Source organism: Streptomyces sp. NPDC007856, assembly GCF_042868225.1.
In the GTDB taxonomy this organism is placed as follows: Bacteria; Actinomycetota; Actinomycetes; order Streptomycetales; family Streptomycetaceae; genus Streptomyces.
This window is the reverse complement of record NZ_JBIAEC010000006.1, coordinates 184,771-199,998: the sequence shown is the minus strand read 5'-3', so window position 1 is coordinate 199,998 and position 15,228 is coordinate 184,771. Positions and strand designations below refer to the sequence as shown.

Annotated in this window: 13 protein-coding genes and 5 tRNA genes; 11 read left to right on the top strand and 7 right to left on the bottom strand. The window is 74.0% G+C overall.

Going from position 1 to position 15,228, the window contains the following annotated elements:
- Positions 1–38 precede the first annotated feature (38 nt).
- The 3 genes from cobT to ACFYOH_RS16760 all read left to right on the top strand — a co-directional run bounded on the left by cobT (position 39) and on the right by ACFYOH_RS16760 (position 6,362).
- Positions 39–4,055 (top strand): nicotinate-nucleotide--dimethylbenzimidazole phosphoribosyltransferase, encoded by a 4,017-nt coding sequence (gene cobT / locus ACFYOH_RS16770; protein WP_388626241.1) that lies wholly within the window; start codon positions 39–41, stop codon positions 4,053–4,055.
- Between the two features lie 167 nt (positions 4,056–4,222).
- Positions 4,223–5,455 carry a uroporphyrinogen-III C-methyltransferase gene (gene cobA, locus ACFYOH_RS16765; RefSeq protein WP_388626239.1) on the top strand — a complete coding sequence of 411 codons (1,233 nt, stop codon included), beginning with the start codon at positions 4,223–4,225 and terminating at the stop codon, positions 5,453–5,455.
- Between the two features lie 88 nt (positions 5,456–5,543).
- On the top strand, positions 5,544–6,362 hold the full coding sequence (locus ACFYOH_RS16760; RefSeq protein WP_388626237.1) for a TrmH family RNA methyltransferase: 819 nt from the start codon (positions 5,544–5,546) through the stop codon (positions 6,360–6,362).
- Here ACFYOH_RS16760 and ACFYOH_RS16755 read toward each other — a convergent pair.
- Positions 6,329–7,792, bottom strand: a complete 1,464-nt coding sequence (locus ACFYOH_RS16755) for a protein kinase (protein WP_388626607.1) — start codon at positions 7,790–7,792, stop codon at positions 6,329–6,331. The genes ACFYOH_RS16760 and ACFYOH_RS16755 overlap by 34 nt on opposite strands.
- A 602-nt stretch (positions 7,793–8,394) precedes the next feature.
- Between ACFYOH_RS16755 and ACFYOH_RS16750 the strand changes: the two genes are divergently transcribed.
- From ACFYOH_RS16750 to ACFYOH_RS16740, 3 genes are all read left to right on the top strand, one after another.
- Positions 8,395–8,571 (top strand): hypothetical protein, encoded by a 177-nt coding sequence (locus ACFYOH_RS16750; RefSeq protein ID WP_228618820.1) that lies wholly within the window; start codon positions 8,395–8,397, stop codon positions 8,569–8,571.
- Positions 8,572–8,820: 249 nt separating this feature from the next.
- A complete protein-coding gene (locus ACFYOH_RS16745; protein WP_388626236.1) occupies positions 8,821–9,780 on the top strand; it encodes a phosphotransferase family protein in 960 nt (319 codons plus the stop codon).
- Positions 9,781–9,860: 80 nt separating this feature from the next.
- The gene (locus ACFYOH_RS16740; protein ID WP_388626234.1) at positions 9,861–10,148 is read left to right on the top strand and encodes a zf-TFIIB domain-containing protein; all 288 of its coding nucleotides are present in this window, start codon (positions 9,861–9,863) and stop codon (positions 10,146–10,148) included.
- Between the two features lie 47 nt (positions 10,149–10,195).
- On the opposite strand, the gene ACFYOH_RS16735 is transcribed toward ACFYOH_RS16740, so the two are convergent.
- The 5 genes from ACFYOH_RS16735 to ACFYOH_RS16715 all read right to left on the bottom strand — a co-directional run bounded on the left by ACFYOH_RS16735 (position 10,196) and on the right by ACFYOH_RS16715 (position 10,673).
- Positions 10,196–10,267, bottom strand: a tRNA-Val gene (locus tag ACFYOH_RS16735).
- A gap of 29 nt (positions 10,268–10,296) precedes the next feature.
- Positions 10,297–10,368: transfer RNA gene (locus tag ACFYOH_RS16730), tRNA-Val, on the bottom strand.
- Positions 10,369–10,415: 47 nt separating this feature from the next.
- Positions 10,416–10,487, bottom strand: a tRNA-Val gene (locus ACFYOH_RS16725).
- Position 10,488: 1 nt separating this feature from the next.
- Positions 10,489–10,562, bottom strand: a tRNA-Cys gene (locus tag ACFYOH_RS16720).
- A 38-nt stretch (positions 10,563–10,600) separates the two neighbouring features.
- Positions 10,601–10,673, bottom strand: a tRNA-Gly gene (locus ACFYOH_RS16715).
- A gap of 178 nt (positions 10,674–10,851) precedes the next feature.
- Here ACFYOH_RS16715 and ACFYOH_RS16710 point away from each other — a divergent pair.
- The 3 genes from ACFYOH_RS16710 to ACFYOH_RS16700 all read left to right on the top strand — a co-directional run bounded on the left by ACFYOH_RS16710 (position 10,852) and on the right by ACFYOH_RS16700 (position 13,623).
- Complete coding sequence (locus ACFYOH_RS16710) at positions 10,852–11,907, top strand: chorismate-binding protein (RefSeq protein WP_388626233.1); 1,056 nt, start codon at positions 10,852–10,854, stop codon at positions 11,905–11,907.
- Entirely contained in the window at positions 11,904–12,725 is an 822-nt protein-coding gene (locus tag ACFYOH_RS16705) for an aminotransferase class IV (protein WP_388626231.1), read from the top strand. The genes ACFYOH_RS16710 and ACFYOH_RS16705 overlap by 4 nt, the downstream gene beginning before the upstream one ends.
- Before the next feature lie 73 nt (positions 12,726–12,798).
- A complete protein-coding gene (locus ACFYOH_RS16700) occupies positions 12,799–13,623 on the top strand; it encodes a GNAT family N-acetyltransferase (RefSeq protein WP_388626229.1) in 825 nt (274 codons plus the stop codon).
- A 14-nt stretch (positions 13,624–13,637) separates the two neighbouring features.
- On the opposite strand, the gene ACFYOH_RS16695 is transcribed toward ACFYOH_RS16700, so the two are convergent.
- Positions 13,638–14,162 (bottom strand): DsbA family protein, encoded by a 525-nt coding sequence (locus ACFYOH_RS16695; RefSeq protein ID WP_388626227.1) that lies wholly within the window; start codon positions 14,160–14,162, stop codon positions 13,638–13,640.
- A 264-nt stretch (positions 14,163–14,426) separates the two neighbouring features.
- Here ACFYOH_RS16695 and ACFYOH_RS16690 point away from each other — a divergent pair, with 264 nt between their 5' ends.
- Positions 14,427–14,870, top strand: coding sequence for a hypothetical protein (locus tag ACFYOH_RS16690; protein WP_388626225.1), 444 nt, complete (start codon positions 14,427–14,429; stop codon positions 14,868–14,870).
- Between the two features lie 123 nt (positions 14,871–14,993).
- A complete protein-coding gene (locus tag ACFYOH_RS16685) occupies positions 14,994–15,146 on the top strand; it encodes a hypothetical protein (RefSeq protein WP_165289388.1) in 153 nt (50 codons plus the stop codon).
- Positions 15,147–15,228 lie beyond the last annotated feature (82 nt).

The following is a 15,228-nucleotide window of genomic DNA, read 5'->3' as shown; positions in this document are numbered from 1 at the left end:
GGTCGTAGGAGCACTAAACCGATGGGCGAGGGGTACGCATGACCGACACCGGCCAGGTCCCGGCCGAGGGGCAGCCGGAGAGCGCAGGCATGGTGGAGCAGCCGGGCGTCCCCGCGCACGGTGCGTACACCTACCTCGCCGAGGCACCCGCCGAGGACGACGAGCTGCTGCTGCCGGGCGCCCAGGGCGCATGGGGCAACGAGGTGCCGCCACCCGCTCCGGAACCGGTCGTCGAGGCCGTCCACGAGCCGGGCCCGCACGAGACGGCCGGCCGCGACAGCGGCTCCGTCGACCTCAGCGGCGTCCGACTGCCCAACCCGGCCCCGGTGTCCGTGCCGCCCTCACCGATCCTCGCGGCCCCGCAGGAGCAGCCGGCCGCCCCGCAGCCGCCGCGCCGTCCGCTGCACCTCGGCCCGCCGATCCCCGACACCTCCGCCAGCCCGGTCCGCTCTCTCGCCGACCGCGGCCCGGCCGGAGCGCCGCTGCGGCAGCCCGGTCCGGCGGCGACCGGCCCCGAGTACCTCGACGCCCAGCCGCTGCGCGACATGGCGCCGCAGAGCGCGGCCCCCTGGGGCGCGGCGCCCGCAGTCCCCGAGGCGGTCGCGGTGGCCCAGGTGGGTGTGCAGACACCGGCTGCCGAAACGGTTGACCCGGCCGCCGCCTCGGCGGGCACCGCCGCCCAGGCCGACCCCTCCGGCGCCGCCCAGGCCGCCGTCGCCCGGCTCGCCAACCAGGCGGCCGCACACGCGCCGGGCCCCGCGGAGGTGGTCCACGGCCACGACGGCATGCAGCCGGTGCATGGCCACGACGGCGTGTACGCGGTACCCGCGGGCGTTCAGCCTCTGGTCCCGGGGCACGGGCCCGACGGCTCCGAGGGAGTGGAGACGCCTGTCCCCGGCGAGGGCACCGAGAACGGCCGGCAGCTCTCCGGCGAGGCCGGTCAGGGCGTGACCGGTGCGCAGCCCGTGGACACCACGGCCGCCGTGGAGGGTGGCCTCGACGCCGGCGCCGGTGCGCCCGTGGCCGAGGCACAGGCCGGCCTGGCAGTCGAGGCTGCCGTGGTGGCGCCCGAGGCCGAGCAGGCCGCCGCCGTGGGGGCCGACGCGGCCGCCGATCCGGCTGTGGCCGCCCTCGCGCCGGAGACGGCGCCGGGGCACCCCGCCGATCCGGATGCCGCTCATGCGGCCCAGGTTCAGGCGGTGCCGGACGAGCCTGTGCCCGGTCAGGTGCCGGAGGACGCTGGGGCATCAGCCACCGGCGCCGAGCCGTCCGCGCCGGTGCAGTCCTCGGAGCAGGGCGAGGGCGCGCCCGTCGCCGACTCCGGGCAGGCCGTCACGAACGCTCCGGAGACGGTCGCCGCGCAGGGCGCCGCCGAGATCGCAAACTCCGTTTCCGTGCAGCAGGCGCCGGGCGCGGCCCAGTTCGCAGAGGAGGGCGTCCCCGCCCAGGACGGGGCCGCCGCCCCGGCCCAGCCGGACCCGAACAGCCCCGTCGCCGCGCAGCCGCAGCCCGGCGCGGCGGAGGGCCGGCCCGCCGCCGCCGAGTTCGCGCCCGGCGCCGCCCAGGACGCGCCCGCCGCCGAAGCCGTACCGGTGCCCGAGCCGGTGGCCGTGGTCGAGCCCGGCGCTCAGGCCCACGCTCCGGAGCCGGCGCAGGCAACAGCTGCCGCTGACGGCGCCGACACGCCCGAGCCGCACCCCTTCCCGGCCCAGGGTCCCCAGTTGGCCGGACCCGTCGCGGCCGCCACCGAGGCCGTCCCCGGCATGACGCAGCCCGCCGCCGTGCCGCAGCCGCCGGGTGAGGCCCAGGCCGAGCCGGTCGCCCAGGACGCGGTCCACCAGGTCGGCCAGGCCGCCGTCGCCGAGGCAGCCCCCGCGAACGGGGTGGACGCGCCCGCCGACCCGCAGACCCAGCCCGCCGAGGCCGCCGCCGATCCGGTCGCCGACGGCACCCCCGTACCGGCCGCCGCGCACCCCGAGAGCGCCGAGCAGGCCGAGCCGCTGCCCTCCAACGTTCCGCTTCAGGCGCACCCGGAGCAGCCGCTCGGACAGTTCGTGCAGGTCGAGGGCCAGGTGCCGACGACCCCGCACCTGGCGCCGACCCCGCCGCAGCCCCTGGTCCTCCCCGCGGAGGACGTGCAGGAGCCGGTGGCCACGGTGCCGGCGCCCCGCGAGGCCGAGCCCGCATCCACCGCGGCCCCCGATGTCGTACAGCACGCGGAGGACCTGCGGACCAGGGCCGCCGACCAGGAAGACCGGGAAGACCCGGAAGACCGGGAAGAAGAGAGCACGGCCGCCGTGGCGGAAGCACCCCAGCCCACCGTCCCCGCCGCGCCCGGCTACGCCGACGCCGAGCGCGAGGCCGTCCTGAAGGTCATGCGCGAGCGCAGGGACATCCGCAACGGCTTCCGCAGCGACCCCATCCCGCACGAGGTGCTGCTGCGTGTCCTGGAGGCCGCCCACACGGCGCCCTCCGTGGGCCACTCGCAGCCCTGGGACTTCGTCGTCATCCGCTCCGCCGAGACCCGACGGACGATGCACGAACTGGCGATGCGACAGCGCGAGGCCTACGCCAAGTCGCTGCCGAAGGGCCGGGCCAAGCAGTTCAAGGAACTGAAGATCGAGGCCATCCTCGACACCCCGGTCAACATCGTCGTCACCGCCGACCCCACCCGCGGCGGCCGGCACACCCTCGGCCGTCACACCCAGCCGCAGATGGCGCCCTACTCCTCGGCGCTCGCGGTGGAGAACCTCTGGCTCGCCGCCCGCGCCGAAGGCCTCGGCGTCGGCTGGGTCAGCTTCTTCGACGAGCGGGAGATGGTCCGCGCGCTCGGCCTGCCCGAGCACCTGGAGGTCGTCGCCTATCTGTGCGTCGGGTACGTCGACGAATTCCCGGACGAGCCCGAGCTGATGCAGGCCGGCTGGTCCAAGCGACGCCCCCTGTCCTGGGTGGTGCACGAGGAGACCTACGGCCGCCGCGCCCTGCCCGGAGAGGAACCCCACGACCTGCTTGCCGAGACCGTCGCACAGATCCGCCCGCTCGACGCCAAGGCCCTCGGCGAGGCCTGGGAGCGCCAGAAGCGCATGACCAAGCCGGCCGGTGCGCTCGGCATGCTGGAGATCATCTCCGCACAGCTGTCCGGGCTGTCCCGGCAGTGCCCGCCGCCGATCCCGGAGCCTGCCGCCGTCGCCATCTTCGCAGGCGACCACGGCGTGCACGCCCAGGGCGTCACCCCCTGGCCGCAGGAGGTCACCGCCCAGATGGTGGCCAACTTCCTGGGCGGGGGAGCGGTCTGCAACGCCTTCGCCAACCAGGTGGGCGCCGAGGTGTGCGTCGTGGACGTCGGTGTCGCCGCCGACCTGCCCGCGACCCCCGGCCTGCTGCCCCGCAAGATCCGCGGTGGTACGTCCGACATGACCACCGGCCCCGCGATGACCCGCGAGGAGGCCAAGGCGGCCATCGAGGTCGGCATCGAGACGGCCCGCGACCTGGTGGCGGCCGGAAACAAGGCGCTGCTCACCGGCGAGATGGGCATCGCGAACACCACGGCGTCGGCCGCCCTCATCTCGGTCTTCACGGGTGCCGACCCGGCCGAGGTGACCGGTCGCGGCACGGGCATCAACGACGAGACGCTGGCCCGCAAGACCGAGGTCGTCCGCCGCGCCCTGGAACTCCACCAGCCGGACCCGGCCGACCCGATCGGAGTCCTCGCCGCGATCGGCGGCTTCGAGCACGCGGCCATGGTCGGCCTGCTCCTCGGCGGCGCCTCGCTGCGTACGCCGGTGATCCTGGACGGCGTCAGCGCCGGCGCCGCGGCCCTGGTCGCCCGCGCCATCGCCCCCGAGGTCCTCGCGGCCTGCATCGCGGGCCACCGCAGCGCCGAGCCGGGCCACGTGGCGGCGTTGAACAAGCTCGGCCTGCGCCCCCTGGTCGACCTCGACCTCCGTCTGGGCGAGGGCACGGGCGCGCTGCTCGCGCTGCCGCTGGTGCAGAGCACGGCACGGGCGATGCACGAGGTGGCTACGTTCGATTCGGCGGGGGTCACCGAGAAGTAGCGGCCTGCGCAAGGGGTCCGGGGCTGTGGTGCCGGACCCCTTACCAGCGCGCCGAGGTTGTGGCCGACCACGTTGCCCAGCCACCGGACACCTGCCCCGCGAAGACCCCGCGCCCCATAAAATCCGCACGTCAGCGCCACCGCCCAGCCACCGCAGGAGCCACCGCCATGGCCGAACACCCCGCCTACCCCGTAGGCCTCCGCCTCTCCGGCCGCCGCGTGGTCGTCCTCGGCGCCGGCACGGTGGTCCAGCGCCGCCTCCCCGCACTCATCGCGGCCGGCGCGGACATCGTCGTCGTGTCCCCCGAGGCGACCCCCTCCGTCGAGGCCATGGCGGACGCGGGCGAGCTCACCTGGATCAGGCGCCCGTACCAGGACGGCGACCTCGCCGAGGCCTGGTACGCCCTCATCGCCACCAGCGACCCCGACACCAACACCGCCGCCTCCGCCGAAGCCGAGCGTCACCGCGTCTGGTGCGTGCGCTCGGACGACGCCGACCAGGCCACGGCCTGGACCCCGGCGACCGGTCACAGCGAGGGCGTCACCGTCGCCGTACTCACCACGGACGCACGCGGCCGCGACCCCCGCCACACCGCCGCCATCAGGGACGCGGTCGTCGAAGGCCTGCGGGACGGCACGCTCGTCGCACCCCATCACCGCACCCGCACCCCCGGCGTCGCCCTGGTCGGCGGCGGCCCGGGCGACCCGGACCTGATCACGGTCCGCGGCCGCCGGCTGCTCGCCGAGGCGGACGTGGTCATCGCCGACCGGCTCGGCCCGCGGGACCTGCTCGACGAACTCCCGCCGCACGTCGAGGTGATCGACGCGGCGAAGATCCCGTACGGCCGGTTCATGGCCCAGGAGGCCATCAACAACGCGCTCATCGAGCACGCCAAGCAGGGCAAGTCGGTCGTACGGCTCAAGGGTGGCGACCCGTTCGTCTTCGGCCGCGGCATGGAGGAGGTCCAGGCGCTCGCCGAGGCCGGCATCCCCTGCACCGTGGTCCCCGGCATCTCGAGCTCGATCTCCGTGCCGGGCGCGGCCGGCATCCCGGTCACCCACCGGGGCGTGGCGCACGAGTTCACGGTCGTCAGCGGCCATGTCGCCCCGGACGACGAGCGTTCGCTGGTCGACTGGCCGTCGCTGGCGAAGCTCACCGGCACGCTCGTGATCCTGATGGGCGTCGACAAGATCGGGAAGATCGCCGAGACGCTCGTCGCGCACGGCAAGTCCCCCGACACCCCGGTCGCGCTGGTGCAGGAGGGTACGACGGCCGCGCAGCGCCGCGTCGACGCGACCCTCGCCACGGTCGCCGAGACGGCACGGACCGCGGAAGTGAAGCCACCGGCGGTCATCGTCATCGGCGAGGTCGTGACGGTCGGCCCGGAGCCCGCCGCCTGATCATCTATCGCTTGATCACGCGTAACCCGGGGTAACGTACCCGTTCCCAGCCGTTGGCAGCACACCCAGGACAAGGCAGTATCACCCTGTGGCCGATCTCATCACCGTCGAGGATCCCGACGACCCGCGCCTGCGCGACTACACAGGCCTGACCGACGTCGAGCTGCGCCGCAAGCGCGAACCCGCCGAGGGCCTGTTCATCGCCGAGGGCGAGAAAGTCATCCGCAGGGCCAAGGAAGCGGGCTACGAGATGCGCTCCATGCTGCTCTCGGCCAAGTGGATCGACGTCATGCGCGACGTCATCGACGAACTCCCCGCCCCGGTCTACGCCGTGAGTCCCGAGCTCGCCGAGCAGGTCACCGGCTACCACGTGCACCGCGGCGCCCTCGCCTCCATGCAGCGCAAGCCGCTGCCCACGGCCGGCGAGCTCCTGCGCTCCGCCCGCCGGGTCGTGGTCATGGAGTCGGTCAACGACCACACCAACATCGGCGCCATCTTCCGCTCGGCCGCCGCCCTCGGCATGGACGCGGTCCTGCTGTCGCCGGACTGCGCCGACCCGCTGTACCGCCGTAGCGTCAAGGTCTCCATGGGCGCGGTGTTCTCGGTGCCGTACGCCCGTCTTGAGACCTGGCCGAAGGGCCTGGAGTCGGTCCGCGAGGCCGGCTTCACGCTGCTCGCTCTCACTCCGGACGAGAAGGCGCGCAGCCTGGACGAGGCCGCCCCGCACCGGATGGACCGGGTGGCCCTGATGCTCGGCGCCGAGGGCGACGGACTGTCCACCCAGGCCCTGGTCGCCGCCGACGAATGGGTCCGCATCCCGATGTCCCACGGCGTCGACTCGCTCAACGTGGGCGCGGCCGCGGCGGTCGCCTTCTACGCGGTGACCACCGGCCGCCCGGAGGCCTGACCGCCCCGGCCGGCCGGGTACCTCTCGATGTCCTGGCTCGGCTTCGGCCCGTACCGGTCGGACACCGGCTGACCGGCGTCCGCCAGACGGCTCGGCTGTGCGTGCCGCTGACGCCGGCCGCCGTCGTCGCCGAGGCCGCGGGCCGGCCCCTGGCAGCCCTGCGCCACCGCGATGCCGAGCGCCACGAGCAACGTGACCACGACGAAGACGAACAGCCGCTGGCGCAGCAGCCGGGGATTGGCGGGCCGCAGTTTGGTGCCCGTCGTACGCTGCGCCGGCCGCCCGGAACCGCCCCGGGCAGCGGGACGGTTCGCGCCGCCCGAGCGTGCACCGGAGCCGCGCGGCGCCGGGGTCGAGCGCGCGGAGCCCGGCCGTGCCGTGGAGCCCGTACCGTTGCCGCGCCGGCCGCCGCCGGTCCGCGAGGGCGCTGCGCCGCGCGACGGCGCGCCGCCCCGGGCGGGGGCACCACCGCGCGGCACCGGCGTGCCGGGGGCGGTGCGCCGCTGGGTGCGCTCCTGCTCGGGGTAGGTGTCGACGAGCCGCCCGGTGGGCCGGTCCGCCTCCGCGGCGCGCGGCGCCGGCGGCCGTCCCTCGCTCATGCCCTGCGCCTCGCGGGCTGCGATCTCCTTGAGCCGCAGCGACAGTTGCAGCGTGCTGGGCCGGTCCTCGGGGTCCTTCGCCAGACAGGCCCGCACCAGCGGGGCGAGCGCATCCGGTACACCGAGCAGCTGCGGTTCCTCGTGGACCACCCGGTACAGCATCACCTCGGAACTGCCGTGCCCGAAGGGCGAGTCGCCGGTGGAGGCGTAGGCGAGGGTCGCCCCCAGGGAGAACACGTCCGTTGCCGGGGTGACGGCCGCGCCGCGCACCTGCTCGGGCGCCAGGAAGCCGGGGGAGCCGACCGCCGTACCGACGTGGGTCAGCGTGGAGGCGCCGGTGGCCCAGGCGATGCCGAAGTCGATGATCCGCGGCCCCTTCGGGGACAGCAGGATGTTGGAGGGCTTGAGGTCCCGGTGGACGACACCGGCCTCGTGCACCGCGACCAGGCCCTCGGAGAGCGCCGCGCCGACCGCCGCGGTGTCGGCCGCGCTCAGCGGGCCCTCGTCGGCGACCTTGTCGTGCAGGGAGGGCCCGGGTACGTACTGCGTGGCGAACCACGGCCGCTCGGCCTCCAGGTCCGCGGCGACCAGCCGGGCCGTGCAGCCGCCCCTGATCCGCCGGGCCGCCGAGACCTCACGGGCGAACCGCGACCGGAACTCCTGGTCCTCCGCCAGATCGGGCCGGATCACCTTCAGGGCGACCCGCTGCCCCTTCTTGTCGGAGCCGAGGTAGACCACGCCCATCCCGCCCGCGCCGAGCCGTCGGTGAAGCCTGAACGAGCCGACGACGCGCGGGTCCTCGCGCCTCAGGCGCATCATCGCCATGTTCATCCCCGCTGCCCGGTCCCTGTGACGTGGCACAGCTTACGTTTCCACGGCCGCCTGCGCGCAGAGGCCGCGCCCTCCGGGCCGGACGGATTGCGCCGAGTACCGGTACGACATGAAACGCGGTCAGGAAGTGAGCCCGCATGGGGGCCTTGAGCCGAGGCGACCCTCAACCGATCCTGGACATCCGGGTGTTGAGGTCGCGACATGGCAGGCGGCGCGGGTGCGGACAGCCGTCCGGCACCCACCGCGGAACGGCCGTGGACCCGGGCGCGGGACGGGCCACGCACCGGAGGCGACGCAGGTCCCGCACCCGCCCGGAGTGATCGAAGTCACTCCCTGTGTCCGTCGGATGCTTCGGAAATGACCGGACACAGTGGGCACCCCTTCCGGGAAGACCCCGAGACCCTGACCCGCGTCTCCACCCAGGGGAGTACGTCCCGAGTTGTGGCTCATCCTCGGGGAGGCCCGGCAATCGATACGAGGGCATGACGCCCGGCAGCCGCCCCGCGCCTAGATTTGAGGTCAAGCGGCGGGTGCAGCACTCGTCCCCCGAGGTCAGACACCCGCCGCTGCCGAGGACATCCGACACGGTCAGGAGAGGGACCATGGCCCACACGGCACCGCGACGCCCGGCGTTCGCACCGCGCCGGACGGGCCGCCGCCACCCCCTGGTGGCGACGCTCATGGCCCTTCCTCTGGCGGCCCTGCTCCTGCTCGTCTGCGACGGCTGGGAGACGGTGGCCACACAGGCGTCGTCCGTGGGTGCGATGCTGGGGCGCTGAGCGGCGACCCCAGGCCCGGAAGAGCGGTCCGGGCGGGGACATCCATCCAGGAAACCCCGTGGGGACGGGGGTGCGGCGGACGGCACAAATGCCGGCGCAGCTGGGGAGCTGCGCCGGCATGCGCCGTTTTTGGGCGGGGTGCGGGGCATTGCCGTCTGGGGGAGACGCCCCGCCGGCGCGGGCGAGCGTCCCCCGCCCCCGGCCGGCGCCAGTACGCTCAGCCGCGCAGCCGACCCTCCCGAGGCACCGTTGACCGCAGACAGCCCCGCCCTCATACCCGCGCTCACCGCGAAGGCCAGAGCCGTCGCCCACCCGAACGGCACCGGCGACGCCCGCTGCGCGTGTGGCAGCGCCCCTCTCGCCGACCGCCCCGACGCCACCGTCGTACGGCACGCACACACCGTCGCGAAGGCCCACGCCCCCGGTACGGACCCCGCCGAGCTGACGCGACGCCTCGCCGTGGCCGCCCGCCTGCGGGACGTCCTCCTGGCGCCGCTCACCCCGGCCCCCAGCTCCGAGCGGGATCGCCTGGTGACCTTCTGGCCGTACGGCGCTCCCGTGGACCCCGACGACCGGGACGCGGCGCCCTGGGAGGCCACCGCCGCCCTGCTCGCCCGCCTGCACCGCACGCCCCCGCCCGACGGCCTGCCACCGATGCGCGGCCCCGTCAAGGCCGCCCGTGCCGTCGCCCGGCTGCGCACGGCTCTGCGAGCCGAGCCCCACCCGGCGGCCGGCCCCGTCCTCGCCGCCTGGGCGGGGCTCCCCGACTGGGCCCGCGCCGAGGCCCCGATGCCCGGCCCGCCCGCCCTCTGCCACGGCGACCTGCACCTCGGCCAGCTCGTCCGCCACCCGGCACCGGACGGCCCCTGGCGCCTGATCGACGTCGACGACCTGGGCCACGGCGTCCCGGCCTGGGACCTCGGCCGCCCCGCCGCCTGGTACGCCTGCGGGCTCCTGCCGCCCGACGAGTGGACCCGTTTCCTCGCCACGTACCAGCGAGCCGGCGGCCCGGCCGTACCCGCCGCCGGCGATCCCTGGCCCGCCCTCGACGTCCCGGCCCGCGCGCTGACCGTGCAGACGGCCGCCCTCGCCGTCGCCAAGGCGCTCGCGGCCGGCCGCCCGCTGGACGAGGTGGAACGGGCAGTCGTCGACGCCTGTGCCCGAATGGCCCCGATTTCACACCAGTTGGCGCCCGAAGTCACGGACTAGGCTGCAACCGGCCAGGGCGGGACGGAGTCTGTCCTGGGGAAGCATGAAGCAGGATCGACCGGCGAGGAGTTGAGCCGACCATGCATTGTCCGAAGTGCCACGCGCCGATGCACACCTACAACCGCAGCGGCGTCCAGATCGAGCAGTGCAGCGGGTGCCGCGGCATCTTCCTCGACTACGGCGAGCTGGAGGCGCTGACCCAGCTGGAGGCCCAGTGGTCCAAGCCCGTCCCGCCCGCCCCGCAGGCGTACCCGGCGCCGCCCGCGCCCGCCTGGGGCGCCCCGCACGGCGGTCACCACGGCCACCATGGGCACCATGAACACCACGGTCATCACAAGAGCTGGGCGCACATGCTGTTCTCCAGCTGAGCGCACGAAGAAGCCCCCGGTCGCGAGACCGGGGGCTTCCTGGTGTGTGGACGATACTGGGATTGAACCAGTGACCTCTTCCGTGTCAGGGAAGCGCTCTCCCGCTGAGCTAATCGTCCGCAGGCCGTGACCCGGGGGTCACGGACAGTGCGCGATACTGGGATTGAACCAGTGACCTCTTCCGTGTCAGGGAAGCGCTCTCCCGCTGAGCTAATCGCGCGGGCGAGGATCTTCGAGAAGACCCGTGGATCCTCCGAGAAGATCCAGTGGACGATACTGGGATTGAACCAGTGACCTCTTCCGTGTCAGGGAAGCGCTCTCCCGCTGAGCTAATCGTCCTTGGAGGTGGAGACGGGATTTGAACCCGTGTAGACGGCTTTGCAGGCCGTTGCCTCGCCTCTCGGCCACTCCACCAGGAGTGTAGGGGATCGGGACGACCCCTTCTTCCTTCGAGCGGACGACGAGGCTCGAACTCGCGACCTCAACCTTGGCAAGGTTGCGCTCTACCAACTGAGCTACGTCCGCTTGTCGTTTCGATCCGCTTGCGCGTCCCGGCGACGTGTTGAACTCTAGCGGATTCCCGGGCCAGTACAAAAACGCGTTTGCGCAGCGTGCTGCGCTGCCCCCGGCGCACCCCGTGGTCACAGCCGCCTCCGGGACATCCCGGGGCCACCTGCGGGACACCCGACCTAGACTCGACCACGTGCTGCACCACCCTTCCGGCCTCCTTCCCCTGGCCCGTTTCGGCGACCGCGTCGCCACCGGCCTCCTCGATGTGACCAGTGACCCCGCCGCCCTGGACTCCTCCGGCTTCTGGGCCGTCTGCGCGGACTTCGAGGGGCGGCTGACCTGCGCACGCTTCGCGGACGTGCGCGAGGCGCCGGTGCCCGCCCCGGTGCCGGGCGGCTGGCGGGGTCCGGCGGTGGAGGACTGGACCTCCAGCCTGGACCGGGCCGCGTACACGGCCGCCGTCCGCCGGATACGCGCGCACATCGCGGCCGGCGAGGTCTACCAGGCCAACCTCTGCCGCGTGCTCGGCGCGCCGGTCGCCCCGGACGCCGACGTGGACGCCCTGACCTCCCTGCTGGCCCGCGGCAACCCGGCGCCGTACGCCGGGACGATCCGGCTGCCCGAGCACGGCGTGGAGATCGCCACCGCCTCGCCCGAGCTGTTCCTGCGCCGGGTCGGGCGTGTCGTGGAGTCGGGGCCCATCAAGGGCACCGGACGCACCGAGGCGGACCTGCTGGAGAAGGACTACGCCGAGAACGTGATGATCGTGGACCTGGTCCGCAACGACATCGGGCGTGTCTGCGCCACCGGCAGCGTGACCGTTCCCGATCTGTGCGCCGTGGAGAAGCACCCCGGCCTGGTCCACCTGGTCTCCACGGTCCGCGGCGAGCTGCGGGACGGGGCCGGCTGGCCGGACCTGCTGGCCGCCGCCTTCCCGCCCGGCTCGGTCACCGGCGCGCCCAAGTCGAGCGCCCTGCGGATCATCGAGGCCCTGGAGACGGCCCCGCGCGGGCCGTACTGCGGCGGCATCGGCTGGGTCGACGCCGACCGGGGCACCGGCGAGCTGGCCGTCGGCATCCGCACCTTCTGGATCGACCGCGCCGAGGGCGTGCTGCGCTTCGGCACCGGCGCCGGCATCACCTGGGGCTCGGACCCCGAGGGGGAGTGGCGGGAGACCGAACTGAAGGCATCCCGGCTGCTCGCGGTAGCGTCGGGCACGTACGAGGCAAGCGGAGGGGTGTTGGCATGAGGATCTGGCTGGACGGCGGGCTGCGGGACCTGGAATCCGCGCGTGTCTCCGTCTTCGACCACGGGCTGACCGTCGGCGACGGCATCTTCGAGACGGTGAAGGCGGTCCACGGCAGGCCGTTCGCCCTCACCCGGCACCTGGACCGGCTGACCCGCTCGGCCCGGGGCCTCGGCCTGCCCGACCCCGACCACGACGAGGTCCGCGAGGCCTGCGCGGCGGTCCTGGAGGCGAACCCGATGCCGCTCGGCCGGCTCCGGATCACTTACACCGGCGGCCACGGCCCGCTCGGCTCCGACCGCGGCGAGCACGGCCCGACCCTCGTGGTCGCCCTCGGCGAGACCACCCGCCGCCCGGACACCACCGCCGTGATCACCGTCCCCTGGACCCGCAACGAGCGCGGCGCGCTCACCGGTCTGAAGACGACCTCGTACGCCGAGAACGTCGTCGCCCTGGCCCGGGCCCACGAACACGGCGCGTCCGAGGCGCTGTTCGGCAACACGGTCGGACAGCTCTGCGAGGGCACCGGGTCGAACGTCTTCGTCGTCCTCGACGGCGAGATCCACACCCCGCCGGTAGCCTCCGGCTGCCTCCCCGGCATCACCCGCGCGCTGACCGTCGAGTGGACCGGCGCCAAGGAGACCGACCTGCCGCTGGACGTACTGCGGAGCGCCGAGGAGATCTTCCTCACCTCGACCCTGCGCGACGTCCAGGCCGTCCACCGGGTCGACGACCGCGAGCTGCCCGGCACCCCGGGCCCGGTGACCGCCAAGGCCATGCGGATCTTCGGCGAGCGGTCCGGGCAGGACCTGGACCCCTGAGCCGGGGGACGGGCCGACGGCGGCGCGGAAAAACAGGCTGACTCGGTCGTCGGCTGCGGGTAGAACACCAGGGATGACCACGACCCTGCGGCCGCTCGAGCCGCTGCAGCAGCACCCCGACGGCACCCGGTCCCGCCGTTACCAGGTGTGCGTGAACAGCCGTCCCGTCGGCGAGCTCCACCTCGGCACCTCGCCGTCGCTGGGCGACTCGGTGGCCCGCGTGATCGACCTGCGAATCGACGAGCCCGACCGGCGGCGCGGCCGGGGCACGGTGGCCGCGCTCGCCGCCGAGGAGGTGGCGCGAGGCTGGGGCTGCACGCAGATCGAGACCCTCGTCCCCGCCTCCGCCGCCATAGCCCTGCGCCTGTTCGGCGCCCTCGGCTACACCCTGCGCAACCGCGGCATGGAGAAGCGCCTCGGGGCCACCCCGCCCGGACTGCCGCCGGGCAGCAGCGCGCGGCCCATGACCGCGGTGGAGTACGAGGCGTGGCACGCGTACGAGAGCGAGCACTACGCACGCATGTGGATCGAGCGCGGCGTCCCCGAGGCCACGGCCCGCGCCAAGTCCCGCCGCGACCACGAGACACTGCTGCCGCACGGTCTCGCGACCGACGGCATGATCTTCAGCGTCCTGGAGCATCAAGGGGCCCGGGTGGGCACGCTGTGGGTGGCCCTGAAGGACGACGAGGCGTTCGTGTTCGACGTCGAGACAGACGCGGCCCACCGGGGCCGGGGGCACGGCCGTACGCTCATGCTGCTGGCCGAGCGCCAGGCGATCGAGGCCGGCCGGCCGGTCCTCGGCCTCAATGTGTTCGCGGGCAACACCCCGGCCGAGCGGCTGTACGAGTCACTCGGCTACGAGACGACGACCCGCGCCCTCTCCAAGCCCCTGCTGTAGGGGTTCCCGCCGGGTCAGGCCCCCTGTTCGCCCAGCAGCCGGTCGGCGATCTCCTCGATGCGCTCGCGCAGCCCCTCCTGGCTCTTGCCACCGTCGAGGCGTTCGTCGCCGATCACGTACGTCGGGGTGCCGGTCACCCCGATCGCCTTGCCCTCGGCCTGGTCGGCGTCCACGATCAGGATGTGCCGGCCGTCGATCAGCGCGGTGTCGAACTCCTCGGCGTCCAGGCCGAGTTCACGGGCCACCTCGACCAGGAGGGGTTCCCCCTCGCGGTCCAGCTCCTCGACCCGCTCCAGCACGGCCTCCACGTACGGCCAGCCCTTGCCCTGCTCCAGCGCCTCCTCGGCGGCCTGCGCGGCGGCGAAGGAGTGCTTGTGCTTCTCCAGCGGGAAGTGCCGCAGCCGCAGGTCCAGCCGGTCGCCGTAGCGGGCGCGCAGGGCGCGGACGTCGTCCAGGGCGGTGCGGCAGTCGGGGCACTGCAGTTCGCACCAGACGTCGAGGATCAGGGCATCGGCGCGTACGGGGGAGGAGTCGCTCATGCCGACCAGTCTTCCAGGCCGGACGCGGGCGACCCAATCGGGACGGTACGGCGGCCTTCCCGGTCAGAGGGTGTTCAGGGGGCGCGGCACCGCACCGGCACCCCAGTAGGAGACGACCCGGAGATGTCCCTGATGTCCGGCCGGGGCATGGCATCGCGAGGAGGCGGCGGTGCAGGATGGAGGGGACGGAGGCGGGCGCCGTTCCGGTGTGCCGCGCCCGCCGCGCGTCGCACCGCACCCGACCGAGCTCGCCAGGAGGACCGGATGATTGCCGAGACCGTCTGCTCCGCCGTGTCCGCGGCGGGCCTGGGCATCGCGGTGGTCATGGCCTACCGCAAGCGATTCCTCGCGGCGACCCGCATCGCGGCCTACTCGCTGGTGCCGGTCGGCCTGGTGATGACCGGGGTCGTCGGCTGGCTCGCGGACACCGCCTTCAGCCCCACCGCCTGGGCGGGCTTCGGGGTGCTGGGCGCGGCCTGGCTCCTGTTCGCCGGCACCCGGGCGGTCGAACGCCGGCGCGGCGGCACCCGCGCCCAGCGCAAGGCGGCCCGCGGCGAAGGCTCCGAGGCCGTGACGCCGGGGGCGTCCGCTCCTTCGCTGGGGCCGGGCAACCGGCCCGCGACCGGCTCTGCCACCGCCCCGCGCGCCACCGGCTCCGGCGACGACTTCAGCGACATCGAGGCCATCCTCAAGAAGCACGGCATATGACGTCAGGAACCGTTCACAACCGGAAGCAAGTCGGACGAGACGGCGCGATATCTGGCAACTCCCGCATATAGCGGGTGCGTTGATCGCGCTCGGGGCCTCTCCTGCGTCATGATCGGCAGCGAGATGCTGGACACGAGACAGAGCGAGGCCGCGCCGCCGAAGGACGAGCCGCGCGGGTGCCTCTTCGCCCTATCCCAGCCACCGCTGATGATCTTCCTTGCGGTGATCGGGTGTCTGCTCCTCATGGCTGCGCTGCACGATCTGCTGTTGCTGTGAGCCGTACACGTCCGTCCCGGCGCCACCCGCCGGGACCGACGTCGCTCTCAGCCCCCGATCATCCGCACGCGGCGCACGACAG